Here is a 12,550-nt window from a genome sequence, read left to right as displayed (position 1 = left end):
GGCCGACTGCTGCGGGGCGGGCTGGGACTCGCTCCGCGACGGGCCCCCGGAGGACGTGCTCGGCGGCGCGGCCGCGGGCTCGATCTGCGAGGGTCCGCCCGAACTGGTCTTCGGCTGTGGCGCGCTCGGCTGGGCCGGAGGCTGGACGCTCGGCTGCGGACCGCTTGGCGACGACTCGCGCCGGACCGGGGTGGGTTCGGCCGCCCCGCTCGGGTCCGGGCCGGGTGTACTCGACTGCACGCCGCCCGGATGTCCCGGCAGGGCGACGTGCGGTGCCGCCTGGTTTCCGGCCCCGCCGGCCACGACCGGTTCACCCGGTACCGGAGACTGCCGCGGCGGCGCGCTGTAGTGCTCAGCCATACTCGGCGGGCCACCGGACTCCGCCCGAGGCGCCGAAACATCCTGGTGTCCGCTCTGCCCCACCGCACCGTGATCCCCAGCCACCCCCACCACGCCACCCGACTCCACCCGAGGCGCCGAAACATCCTGGTGTCCGCTCTGCCCCACCGCACCGTGATCCCCAGCCACCCCCACCACGCCACCCGACTCCACCCGAGGCGCCGAAACATCCTGGTGTCCGCTCTGCCCCACCGCACCGTGATCCCCAGCCACCCCCACCACGCCACCCGACTCCACCCGAGGCGCCGAAACATCCTGGTGTCCGCTCTGCGTGGGCCCGTCCGAGGAGTGCTTGACGGCACCTGCGGTCTCGCCCGAGTCCCCGTGCGAAACCGGGCCCTCGCCGAGGTGTCCTTCGGAACCGGTGCCGGTGATGGATGGCTCGCTGTACAGCATGCCCAGGGGAGAATGGTCGGTGGCGATCTCCTGGCCGGGCGTCGAGCCGGGGTCTGTGACGTGAAAGGACTCCGCGGCTGATTCGGATCGGTTGCTGGAGCTGTAGGCTCCCTCGTCGTGGTGTTTTCCCTCAGATTCCCCGCTGTCGCTGGAATCCCGGGCATCAGGTACGCCGTCGGTGGCACCGCGGTCTTCGCCGGCCGCCTTGTCGCCAGTGTTCCCGCCGGAGGAATCGCGATCGCCCGCTGACGGTGCGGTCCCCGAGTGCGGACCGCCATCGGTCTTGATCGTCAGTGGGCCGAAGTTCAACCCGAGTTTCCCGGCGACACCTTTACCGACCTCCGCGGCCTTCGCATCGAATTTCGCCGGCTTTCCGCTGCTGTGGTGGAACGGCGACGCGCCGCCGAGGATGCCCGCCCACCACTCGTCCTGCCCGCCGGTCGCCAGATTCACCAACGGGTTGGTCGCCGCGACCAGACCGACCTGCATGGCGGCGTACAGCAGCTGGCCGACCCCCGAAGGAACAGCGGTCCCGGTACCCGACGCCTCGGAACCGCCTTCAGCCCGGCCGGGGCCCTTCTCACCGGAATCGTTCTCCTTACCCGGCCCTTTCTCGCCCGAACCACCGTTTTCGCCGGCCCCCTTCTCACTGCCCGGCCCCTTTCCACCGGAACCTTGTTCGCCGGTCGGCTTCTTCTCGCCGCCAGACCCTCTTTCCGGGCCTGACCCCTCTTCCTTTCCGGATCCTTTTTCTCCGCCCGAATCCTTCCCACCGCCGGATCCCTTCTCACCGGCCGGCCCCTTGCCTCCTACTTCGCTCTTCCCGGCGACCGGAGCGTGCTCCCCGAGCCCCTTCCCCGCACCGCCGGCACCCTTTCCACCACCGCCGACGATGCCCTTTCCGCCACCGATGCCCTTGCCCGCGCCGCCGATTCCCCCCTTCGCACCGCCGAAAATACCTTTACCGATGCCGGCGCCCACCCCGAAACCGGCACCGCCGATCGCGCCGCCGATCGCGGAGTTCTTCAGCGAGTCGGTGTCGAACTTGTCACGCCCGGCACCCGGTCCGTTGATCCGGTTGTCGATCACCTGCCCGGCCTGGATTCCGAAGTCCATGATCTCCATGAACGCCGCACCACCCAGTGCGTACTTGCCCGCGGACAAAGCCATCTTCGCGATCTGCCGCAGCACCGCCTTCAGGATCTCCGTAAGAATCACTCTTGCTGTGCCGACGAACGAAGGAATCAGCGGGGCACCGAACAGCGATGCGGCGAGCGCGACGATCGTGGCCAAGAACATCAGGGCCATCGCGATCAGCATGATCTTTCCCTTTTGGATGTCCGCCGCGGTGTCTCCGCAGGCCGAGCAGAACTGCCGCGCCTGTTCAGCCGCCTCGTGGAGTTCGCCGATCCTCGTCGTGAGCCAGTCTTTGGTGAGATCGGCGGTCACGCCGCGCATCGCGTCGGGAAACCGAGGCAGCAGCGCCTCGATCTCTTCCGCGCGTTGGCCCAGATCATCACCGAACGCGTTCCAGGCCTTGGCCATCTCCCGGAGACCGTGCTCGTTGCCCTCCGGCCAGGTCATCCCGCAGGTGACCTTGAAGAACTTCTGCAGCGATTCCGGCAGCTGAGTCGATCCGCCGGCGCCGCCGCGGGCACCGGCGCCGCCGTAGTTGTGCACCATTTTCTTTCACCTCCTTTCCATGGCCGCACAGCCACGGCATTGCCACTCCGGGCGGTTATTCCTTTTCCGCCGTTGTCTTCGAGTCTAAATCTTTGGCATTTTCGTAGTCGAGTTCGGCAAGCGTCTTCGCCGATTCTTTACCGTTCTTCGCGCTTTCTACCAGGCCTTCCTCGCCTTGGCCATAATTGTTGACGTGATCGTTGACGTGGCCTTCCTCGATGTACTTCTCCGCGAACGCCTTGCCGATATCGTCGCCACCCCAGGCGCCATCGTACTGGTCGAGAACGGCGGTCAGCTTCCGGAAGCCGTCACCGTAGGCGGTGCCGACGGTCTTGAGATCGTCCATGATCCCGTCGTAGGCACCCTCGTCCAGGTAGAAATCGTCAGCCATTTCGGCGCTCCTCCGGCTTGCGGCTCTCCGGTCGCGGCTTTTCGAGATCCGCGGTGAAGCCGGCGAGCGTCTCGAACATCGGCCCCATCAGGTCCTTGATCATTTCGTCCGGACGGACCTTCCCGGTGGCGAGGCCGTCGAGGTCCAGGCCGGGGATCTGCGGGGCACCCATCAGCTCCGTGATCTGCTGCTGGGCCTGTTCCCGGCCACGCCGCAGGGTCTCGACGATCACGTCGGCCAGTTGCGCCGGCGGCAGTTCACGGTACTTGGCGGTGTTGAAGACCAGCTTGACCAGCTCTCCGCGCCCGTCGAAGCTCATCTCCAGCGAATGGTCTTTCGCCCGTACCGTCGTACTCGCCTCGTCCCAGTGCTTGCCGAGCTCGGCGAGTTTCCTGCTCTCCTTGTCCAGCAGCGCCCACGCATCGTCAACGAGGTGCGCGGGATCGATGGAGTTCTCTTCGGCCATGGTCAGTTCCCTCTTCCCAGGAGCCGGTCGAGTTCGGCGAGCTTGTCGGCGTGGGCCGCCGGCAGCTCGGGCACGATCGGCTCGGCTGTCTCACGGTGTTCCTGTTCGCGACGGCCCAGCGTGCCGGGCGAACCGCTGCCCAGCGGCCAGGCGTCCGGCCTGGACTCGACCGGCATCGCCGCCATTCGGCTGTTCTGCTGGCCGCCGTGGCCACCCGCTCCGGCCATGCCCATCCCCATGCCGCCCATCATCGGCATCGGCATACCGCCGGACTGGCCGTTGACCGGGTCGGCGGGACTGGGCCCTGGCTTCGGCACGTGCGCCGCCGCGGCGCCGGATGGGTCGAGGCCCTGGAAAGCACCCGTGCCCCCGCTGCCCGGGGTGAACATGCCGCGGTCCTCCGGCTTGAACGCCCCGGAGGCGGCACCGCCACCACCCGCGCCGAAAGACGCCGCATGGGTGCCGGACGGCGGCTGTTCGCCGCCCGCATCGCTGAACTGAACGGCGTTGTCCGGCAACGGAGTCTGACCGGTCGTCTGGGCGAGCGACCGGGACGAGGTCGCAGCGGTCGGCACCGGCTCCCCGGCCGAGGTGGCGAATTTGTGCTCCGCGCCCGGCACGGCACCGGCTGGTGCCGCCGGCGAGTCGATCGCCGTTCGCACGACGGCGGGCGTTTTGCCCTCCGGCGATTCGGCCCCATTGGCGGTGGTCTCCTCCGCCGGGCTCGCGCCGATCGGCCCGCCACGCACCGTTTCCGTCTTCTCTTCACGCTTCCGCCGCTTCTCGCCCGGACGATGGTCCGCTTCGGAAAGAAAGTGTTCTTCCCGCGACGGTCTGCCCAGTACCGAAGGTGCGAATCCGTATTCGCCCTCGTCCAGCGGGGCGCCGCTGCGCGCCGAAGCGGGCGACGAGCCGAAGGCGATGTGCCCGGGCTGCTCCGCTTGCGACACCAAGGGATACAGCGGTTGCCCCGGCTCCTGCGCCGGATCCCCGGCCCGCCACGGCCGAGCCGACGACGGGGCGGCACTCTCGTACTGCTTCGGCCCGGGTGAGTTCCGGTGGGCCTGATATCCTCCGTCGCCGTAGCCACGATCGGAGAGATCGCCGCCGGCCGCGAGCAGCGAAGCGTTCGTGATCAGCGGCCGGTCGTAGTACGCCGACCCGTCGCTGGTCCCGGCGCCCTGCCCACTGCCGGTACCGTCGATCCGGGTGTCTTGCTCGGACAACACGGGCAGCTGGTTGCCGATGTCCCAGTAGGCGGTCCGCAGGTCGAGCAGGATTTGCTGGGCGGAGTCGTGATGCACGACCGCGGTCTGCTCGGGCGCCGGCGCACCCGGGGCGGACGGCTTGCCCTCGTCCTCGGTCTTGCGGCCCTGCAGATCCCGCATCCGCCGCTGGTGGGCGGCGAGCGCGTCCCCCGCGGCACGAAGCACCGCGCCGTAACCGGGGATGCTCATGGTCTGCACGGTCCCGGTGACCCGGCCGGTCACTTCCCTGGCGAGTGCGTCGAAATCGTCCGCTCCGTCGCCGGTCCACGCGTCGCGCACGATGTTCAGCTGACGACGCAGCTGCCCGACCGCGTCCCGCAGCCGGGCCGCCGCCCGCTCGAAGGCATCGGCGCGCTGGTGGAAGACGTCCGGACTGACCTCGTTCACCAGCTGCGCGAGCTGGTCGAAGTTCAGTAGCCGCACCATCGGGTCGTCCGGGAGCGGTGCCGGATTGCCGGCAGCTGGGTCGGTCATGACCTACTTCTTCCGGCCCAGCACCGGCTCGTCCTCGCCGTCGGGATCGTCGGTCCAGGCGTTCTTGTCGGCCTGCAACCAGATCTGCGGTTCGCGCTGGTGGTTCTGACCGCCGGCGCCACTCATGCCGCCCATACCCCCCATCCCGCCCATCGGCATCCCGCCGCCCATCGGCATTGCCTGCTGGGCGCCGAGCGCCTGGCCGCCCGAGGCCGCGGTGAAGGCGGCCGGGGCCTTCGCCGCGGTACTGCCCGGCTGGGTGTAGCCGCGCTCCCCGGCGACGTCGGTGTCGAACTGAGCCCGCTGCCCGCCCCCCGGCCCCTCAGAACTGGTCGAGAAATCCTTACTGGGACCGCCACCACCGCCCCCGGTGCTGCCGCTGCCGGAGAGGAAGTCGTTCAGCTGGCTGCCCGGCTTCGACGTGTCCTCGCCCCCGGCATCGGAAGTGCCGATGCCATCGATGGACTTGCCGACCGCGTCCCGTGCGTCCTCCAGCGCCTTCCTGGCTCCCGGATCGGCGTCCTTGAGCACGTCGTCGAACGCCTTGTTCGCCGCGCTCTTCGAGTCGTCGAGCAGGTGCTGGTCGTGCGAGGCGGACGTCTGCGAGGCGTCGGGCAGGACGTCGCCGATTGCTTTCTTGGCCTCTTCCAGCGCATGCTTGGCGTCCGGATCGGCGGTGTCCTTGATCAGATCGTCGAGGGCCTGGTCGGCCGCCGGCCGCGCGTCGCCCGGGGAAGGACTCCTGCCATCGCCCGGGTCCACCGCCTTGCCGACCGCTTCCTTCGCCTTCTCCAGCGCGTCGTGCACGGCGGGACTGTCCTTGTGCTCGCCCTCGATCTTGTCGATCGCGGCCAGTGACTTGTGCTTGACATCGCCGGGTCCCGAGTCGTGCTCGGCCTGGGCGTTGTCGAACGATTTGTCGACCGCCTTCTTCGCCTCGTCCAGTGCCGCCCTGGTTTTCGGATCGGCATCCTTCATCGCGTCGTCGATCGCCTTGTCCGCCGCTTCGTGCGCGTGCTTGAGACCCTCTTCGCCCGGCTTGACCTCGTTGACGGCGTCGCCCACGGCCTGCTTGGCCTTCTCCAGCGCGTCCTTGACGGCGGGATCCTGCTGGTAATCCTTGACGTCGTCGATCGCTTTGAGGGCATTGTCCTTGGCGTCGCCGAGTTCCTTGGCGTTTTCCGGATCGAGGTCGCCGATGGCCTTGCCGACGGCGTTCTCCGCCTGGTCGAGGGCCTCCTGCGACTTCGGGTCGTCCTGGTAGTTTCCCTTGACCCCTTCGATCGCGTCCTTGGCGGCCTTTTTGGCGTCCTCGAGCGACTTGTTCCCGGAGCCGCTCTTGGCGTTGCCCGGTCCGCCCTCGGTCGGGATCGGGGCACCGCCCGTTCCGCCCCCGCTGTCACCGCTGCCAGCGCCAGCGCCGGAGCCGATGTCACCGATCGCGTTCTGCGCGGCCTGCTTCGCCTTGTCCAGCGCGGCACTCGTTTCCGGACTGTCGCCCGGACTCTTCACGCCGTCGATCGCGTCGCCCGCGGCCTTCTTCGTCTGGTCGTCCAGGCCCTGAGCACCGCCCGCGGCACCGCCGGTCCCGCTGCCTGTCGCGCTCCCACTGCCATCGCCGGCACCGCCCGTTCCGCCGCCCGTCGCGCTCCCACTGCCATCGCCGGCACCGCCGCCCGCGCCGTCGATCGCATCCTGCGCGGCTTGCTTCGCCTTGTCCAGCGCGGCACTCGTTTCCGGACTGTCGCCCGGACTCTTCACGCCGTCGATCGCGTCGCCCGCGGCCTTTTTCATCTGGTCCTTCAGCGCTTGGCCCCCGCCAGCCGAACCACCCTCGGCACCAGGAATGGCCGCCGCGTTCTTGACCTGCTGGCCCGAATCGTGTACTCCGTCCTTTTCTTGCTGATCGGCTGCCCCTCCACTGGAGTCCTCGTATTTGTTGTCACCCTTGTAGTCGTGGTCGTCGTCGCTTTTGCCTCCCTTGCCTTTTCCTTCGCCGTCCCCCTTACCTTTGTCGTCGCCTTTGCCATCTCCCTTGCCGCCCTCGCCATCGGATTTTTCGTAGTCGTAACCTCCGGCGGGGGACAAGGTGGACAGCGCTCGGCCGCTCTGTATGTACTGCTCGCTGAGGTTGGCGAAACAGTATTGCAAAGCGTCGACCAGCTGCTTTTTTTGATCGTCTTTGAGTTCTTCGAGAGCGTTTTTCGTCTTGTCGATGATCTCGTCCAGGTCTTTGCCGTCCGCCGCGAGTTGCGCCGCAGCCTGGGCGGCTTCCTTGACCTTTTTCGACCCTGCGACGAATTTTTCCTCTTCTTTGCCGACCGTATCCCACCAGTTGTTGTAGAACCACGCCATAGTGTGCCCGATGTTCGCGAAGGCGTCGTAGAAGCTTTTCGCGTTCACCCGGTCGTGCAGCTCACGGCTCTTCGCGAGCAGATCGTTCGCCCAACCGGTGAAGGCGGTCGCAGCCTCACCCTTCATCCGCCCGGCGATGTCGTCTTTCTTCTTGGCGAAGTCGTTGTTCAGGTCGTCGAGCGTCTTCATAGCAGCCCGGACGTCGGCCTCGAAGTCGAACCACGCCATGTCGTGGGTCTTGCTGTCGAGCAGCCCCGCGGTGAACGCGAGCAGCTCGTCGAGCGTTGTGTACTTCTGGTAGTCGAATTTCGGCGGCGGTTCATCGTACTGGCCAATGGACCATCCTTGAGCATCAGACATTTTTCTCTATCCTTGCCGGAATTATGGATTACCTCTATCCATCAGCAGTACGAACGATCACTAATTATCTTTCGTCCCCGCTCCGGCAGGCTTGGCCGGTGGTGGTTTTTCTTTAGTCTTCCCTTGGTCGCCGTCCTGCTGGTCGCCACCCTGGTGATCATCCTGGTGGTCTGCCGTCGGCGGATCCTCGCCATCGCTCTTGTCGTCGCCCTTCCCGTCGCCGCTGCCGCCCAGTTCTCTTTCGTCGGCGCCGGACGGGTCGAAGGCGTTGTTCACGCTTTGGGCGTAACCGTCGCCGGCGTTGCGCACGCCGCCTTCGTGGTTGCCCTCGGCCTTCTCCCGATCCGTGTTCCAGTCCTTGATCTTCTTCTCGGAGTCCTCCTTCTGGTCGTCGAACATCTTCTTGACGTCCTTGGCGTTCTTGTCGTCGACCTGCTCGAAGTTCTCGGCGATCTTGTAGAGCACGTCCGACATCTCCCCGAACGTGGTCTTCAGATGTGCGACGTGTGCGACGATGGCGTTGCGGCGATCGTCGACAATGCGCTCGACCCACGCCGCCAGGTTGAAGGCGCCCGCGTTCGGCCACTGGTGGATCAGCTTGTCGAAGGTCGTCATCCGCCCGTCGAGCAGGGCGTCGAACTCCTTGGCCTTGTCCCGCAGTCCTTTGTCGAATTCCGTGTCACCCATGAGGTCCCCTTCACGCCTGGTTCAGCGCGGCCAGGTCGTCGTGCACCCGCGTGCGCAGGTCCGCGACCACCGCGGTGACCTTCGCGGCCGCCCCGTCGTCGATGGACTGGACTTCGGTCGCGATCTCCATCAGCGCTCTGCCCATCTCCTCCAGCGCGGTCTTCAGCTGGTCCGCGTGCGCCAGCACGCCGCTGCGCCGGTCGTCGACGATCGCGTCGAGCTGGGCGGCGAGGTCGAAGTTCCCCAGTTTCGGCCAGTCCGCGCGCAACGCGTCGAACGCGGACAGGTCGTCCATGATCCGGCCGAGGGCGGCGGCCGCCGACCTGACGGTGTCGGTGTCGAGCTTCGTGCTGCTCATGTCTTCACTCCACAATCACTGGCAAGACGAAACCGCAGAGGTGTGGTGCGCCGGAGCCGCGGATCCCGCACACCACACCGGAATCACCGGGGGACCTGTTTTCCGCCCTTGGCGTCGGCTTCCTGCATACGCTGCGAACCTTCGTGAGCGGCGTTCTTCAGCATGCCCAGCGTTTCCAGGTTGCTCTTCATGTCACCGTCCAGATCCGAACAGAGCGAGTTGTAGGCCTCGGCGGTGCTACCGTGCCAGTCGGCCATGATCTTCTGTACGTTCGACCGCTGCTCGTCGAGCGTCGTTTCGATGAAGTTGGAAATCTTCGTCAGTTCCTGGAAGGCCGCGTCAAGCTTCTCGTAGTCATACTTGATTGTGCCGTCGGACATAAAATCTTCCTTTCAATGACCGGTCGGTGAACTGAGCCGGGCCGGCTCACATGCCGAGGAAGCTCTTGGTGGCGACCGGGATGTTGTTGATCTGCTTGACGTTTTCCATATTGGCCTCGCCCTGGTCGCTCGCGGCGGCCCGGATGTTGTCCGCCATCGCGGACATGTGCGCGAGCACGGACTTCTCCACGGCGTCGATCCACTTCTCGCCCTGCTCCGCGAGCGCCTGCGTCATGCCGCTTTTGCTGTGCTGCATGACGTCGTCCACGGTCACGCGGACGTTCTTGAGCTGGGAGACGATGTCGTCCCGCTTCTGCTCGTGCATGCTCGCCTGCTGGTTGACCTGAGCCGGATCGATCTGGGTGCCCTTGGGCATCTGTCCTCCTTGGGATTCGCGGTACACGTCGGCCCTTCCCACGTTAGGTCTCGCCGGCACCGGGCAAGGCGCTTTCAGGCCAGGAACGGCGAACGGGCGCAACTCCCCCCGTGAACCATCCAGTCAGGACTGCACGCGCAGCGCCGCTTCCACGCTGAGCAACGGCCCCGAAGGCAGCAGGGACAACAGTTCCGCCGGCATTCGCACCGCGGCCTGCGCCGAATAGCCGAGCGCGGCAGCGACGTCGGCGTTGGCCAGTGGGTACTTCGTGCCCGTCTCGGTGACGAGGTAGACCGCGCCGGGCGGCGAGTCCGGGGTCTGCTGCCCGGCGACCAGCAGCCCGCCGCCGGCCGGGATCACCACCCGGTCCGCCGTCGCGCCTGCCGCGTGCGCGCCCAGCGGAATTCCCTTCGCCGCACTGACCGAGGCGGACAGCAGGCCGGTGCTGATCTGCTGGCCGCCCGCACCCAGCGAGGAAAGGCTCGCGCAGGCCATGGCGTCCGGGGGCGGGGACACGATCCGCGGCGGCTCCGGGGGCAGTCCGCCGGCCGGATCGGACCCGCCCGCGGAAACGGGGACCCCGGACAGCGCCCCCGGTCCGGCCGGGATCGGCGCGACCGGTGAGTCCGGGTAAGCGGCCCGGATCGAGGGCGAGGCCAGCAGCAGCGCCGCACCGGTCGGGGTGAGCGCCGCGACTCCGTCCGCGCGCACGAGGTAGAGCTGCGTGCTGCCGATCGCCGGGTTGCGCACCTGGTAGACCTGCCCGACCACGCTGGGGTGCCCGTCGATCGCCGGCCCCGGCGATCCGGTCTGCTCGGGCACCGCGGCCGTGAGGTCCGGCCCGGCGGGCAGGGCGTTCACCCACGCCGGGGTGACCGCGACCGGTGCGATCCCGCCGTAGCCCAGCGCCTCGGCCTCGGTCCGGCTCGGGATCCGGTGTCGTTCTCCCCGCCAGATCAGGGAAGTGGTCCCGTCCGGACTCCGCGCCAGCAATCCCTGCCGATCGTCGAGGGTTTCCTCCAGCGGGTGCCCGAACACGAGGGTGACGGTCGGGGCCTGTTCCTGCGCGCCGGGCCCGGGCGGCTGCGCGCACACCGTCCACGGCCCGCCGTCGAGCGTGGTGGGCAGCGCGTCCGGTGCTCCGGCGATGCCGATCGGCTGCCCGACCGGGGTGCCGGCCAGGGACTTCTGGGCCACCGGGACGACCTGGCCGTTGCCCGCCTTCCCGGCCGCCAGCCGGGCCGAGGAGTAGTTGAGCACCGGCCGCAGCTGATCGTCGAGGTAGACATAACGCGCACCGGTCGTCTCGTTCATCACGATCGTGCCCGGCTGGCGCCAGGAAGTGTTGCCGCCGGGGACGAACACCCCGTAGATCCCGAAGATGCCCAGCACGATCGCGCCGACCACGATCCCGAAGAAGATTCCGGTGTTGAGCCGTTTGTTCGGCGGCTGCAGCACGTCGGGCCGGCCGTGCACGACCGCGGACACGAGTCTGCCCACCACGAAGAAGTAGGCCTGTACCTGATCCCGCCGCGACTGCATTTCAGCCCGCCAATCCGCGCATCCAGGCGTACCCGCCCAGGACCTGCAGCAGAACCGGCACGACGGCGATCGCGGTGACCGACTCGAAGATCTCCACCGCGCGACCCCAGTACGGCCGCAACCGCCTGCCCGGCAGCGTCCTGCTCGCCAGCATCAGCAGCACTCCGACGAGGAACACCGGTGCGGCGATCGTGAGCAACCGCGTCGCGCCGGGCTGCTCGCCGGCCAAGTGCACCACGGTCGTCAGCGCGGCGACGACGGCGGGGGTGAGCGTCGCCCACCGCTGCGCCACCCCCGCCGGATGCCGGACGCGCAGGAACAGCAGCAACGCGATCACCAGGGCCAGCACCGTTTCCCAGTAGCTGCCACCGGAAAGCAGCAGCGGCAGCAGCAGCGTGAACGCGGTGCCAAGCCCGGTGTGCAGCGCCGTCGAGTAGCCCACGGTCACCGCGCCCCGCTCCACGATCAGCTTGGCGGGCACCGGATCGATGTCCTCGCTCAGCTCGTCCTTGTCGGCGGGCAGCATCGGCAGGGCCAGGCCGGACAGCCGGAACGCCGTCGCCGGCAGGAAAACTCCGATGATCAACCCGGCCGCGAGGCCGATGCCCGCCGCTTGCGGCAGGCTGATCTCCGCCGCCGAGGCGATGGCCCCGGTCAGGACCAGCTCCAGCGCGAACATGATCGCGCCGGCGAACAGCAGCGCCGAATCGGCGACGAGGAACGCCCCGGCGCCGAGCAGCACCAGCGCGACGGAGAGTCCGGTGGTCACCTGGACCGCGACCGAGGCCAGCGGGGCCAGCCCGTGCACGAGCAACCCGCCGCCGAGCCCGCCGTAACCGGCCGCGGCACCGGCCACGATGGTCGCGGCGCAGGTGTCAGCGGCCCCGCGGGCGATCAATCCGGCGGCCGGCAGCAGCAGCACCGCCAACATCAGCGCGACCGCGGCCTGCCCGCCCACCGGGCCCGGGCCGGGCAGCACCGCCAGCCCGAGCAGAAACGCGCAGCCGGCGCCGATGCGGAACAGCCAGCGGCTGTGCCGCGGTTCCCAGGTGCCCTGATGTCCGCGTACTTGCTCGCCGACCCCGGCGACCAGGTCGTCGAAGTCGATCGGAGCCAGCTGATCGGCCCGGGGCCGCAGGTAGACCGTTTCGCCGTCGAACAGGTGCAACTCGGCGAGCGTCCGGTCCTCGTCCAGCGGCTGTTCGCCGACCCGCTGCACCACCCAGCCCTCGTGGTCGGCACCCTGTTCGATCCATTCGGCGCCGAACTGAGGCAGCACCGCGGGCAGCAAATCGGTCAGCGTCGCTTCGGCGGGCAGAGCCACTTCGATGACCTGTTTCCCGAGAACGAACCGTAGCCTCGTCGAGGTTGTTGTGCGATGCTGTGTTTGCTCTTCCATCTGGTGTCAGGCCCTT

General features: G+C 68.0%; 12 protein-coding genes. 2 read left to right on the top strand and 10 right to left on the bottom strand.

Features of this window, described 5'->3' with window-relative positions; all coding sequences use genetic code 11:
* The first annotated feature begins 1,059 nt into the window (after window positions 1–1,059).
* Together NYF13_RS14310 and NYF13_RS14305 are read left to right on the top strand one after the other, a co-directional pair.
* A complete protein-coding gene (locus NYF13_RS14310) occupies window positions 1,060–1,521 on the top strand; it encodes a hypothetical protein (RefSeq protein ID WP_315656896.1) in 462 nt (153 codons plus the stop codon).
* A gap of 241 nt (window positions 1,522–1,762) precedes the next feature.
* A complete protein-coding gene (locus tag NYF13_RS14305; RefSeq protein ID WP_315656894.1) occupies window positions 1,763–2,425 on the top strand; it encodes a hypothetical protein in 663 nt (220 codons plus the stop codon).
* A 108-nt stretch (window positions 2,426–2,533) separates the two neighbouring features.
* On the opposite strand, the gene NYF13_RS14300 is transcribed toward NYF13_RS14305, so the two are convergent.
* From NYF13_RS14300 to eccD, 10 genes are all read right to left on the bottom strand, one after another.
* Window positions 2,534–2,869: a hypothetical protein gene (locus NYF13_RS14300; RefSeq protein WP_315656892.1), complete on the bottom strand. Its 336-nt coding sequence runs from the start codon at window positions 2,867–2,869 to the stop codon at window positions 2,534–2,536.
* Entirely contained in the window at window positions 2,862–3,335 is a 474-nt protein-coding gene (locus NYF13_RS14295) for a YbaB/EbfC family nucleoid-associated protein (RefSeq protein ID WP_315656891.1), read from the bottom strand. The genes NYF13_RS14300 and NYF13_RS14295 overlap by 8 nt, the downstream gene beginning before the upstream one ends.
* Before the next feature lie 2 nt (window positions 3,336–3,337).
* Window positions 3,338–5,077 (bottom strand): WXG100 family type VII secretion target, encoded by a 1,740-nt coding sequence (locus NYF13_RS14290; RefSeq protein WP_315656889.1) that lies wholly within the window; start codon window positions 5,075–5,077, stop codon window positions 3,338–3,340.
* 3 nt (window positions 5,078–5,080) lie between these two features.
* The gene (locus NYF13_RS14285) at window positions 5,081–7,792 is read right to left on the bottom strand and encodes a hypothetical protein (protein ID WP_315656887.1); all 2,712 of its coding nucleotides are present in this window, start codon (window positions 7,790–7,792) and stop codon (window positions 5,081–5,083) included.
* A gap of 60 nt (window positions 7,793–7,852) precedes the next feature.
* Window positions 7,853–8,479: a hypothetical protein gene (locus NYF13_RS14280; protein WP_315656885.1), complete on the bottom strand. Its 627-nt coding sequence runs from the start codon at window positions 8,477–8,479 to the stop codon at window positions 7,853–7,855.
* A 10-nt stretch (window positions 8,480–8,489) separates the two neighbouring features.
* Window positions 8,490–8,837, bottom strand: coding sequence for a hypothetical protein (locus NYF13_RS14275; protein ID WP_315656883.1), 348 nt, complete (start codon window positions 8,835–8,837; stop codon window positions 8,490–8,492).
* Between the two features lie 83 nt (window positions 8,838–8,920).
* Window positions 8,921–9,217, bottom strand: a complete 297-nt coding sequence (locus tag NYF13_RS14270; protein ID WP_315656881.1) for a WXG100 family type VII secretion target — start codon at window positions 9,215–9,217, stop codon at window positions 8,921–8,923.
* Window positions 9,218–9,263: 46 nt separating this feature from the next.
* Window positions 9,264–9,593: a hypothetical protein gene (locus tag NYF13_RS14265; protein WP_315656879.1), complete on the bottom strand. Its 330-nt coding sequence runs from the start codon at window positions 9,591–9,593 to the stop codon at window positions 9,264–9,266.
* Between the two features lie 123 nt (window positions 9,594–9,716).
* Window positions 9,717–11,135 carry a type VII secretion protein EccB gene (gene eccB, locus NYF13_RS14260; protein WP_315656878.1) on the bottom strand — a complete coding sequence of 473 codons (1,419 nt, stop codon included), beginning with the start codon at window positions 11,133–11,135 and terminating at the stop codon, window positions 9,717–9,719.
* Window position 11,136: 1 nt separating this feature from the next.
* Window positions 11,137–12,534 carry a type VII secretion integral membrane protein EccD gene (gene eccD, locus NYF13_RS14255; RefSeq protein ID WP_315656877.1) on the bottom strand — a complete coding sequence of 466 codons (1,398 nt, stop codon included), beginning with the start codon at window positions 12,532–12,534 and terminating at the stop codon, window positions 11,137–11,139.
* Window positions 12,535–12,550: the final 16 nt, after the last annotated feature.

Origin of the sequence: Amycolatopsis sp. PS_44_ISF1, from assembly GCF_032335455.1 — a bacterium.
Lineage (GTDB): Bacteria > Actinomycetota > Actinomycetes > Mycobacteriales > Pseudonocardiaceae > Amycolatopsis.
Note: the sequence above shows the minus strand (reverse complement) of the source record. Positions and strands in the feature narration are given on the sequence as shown.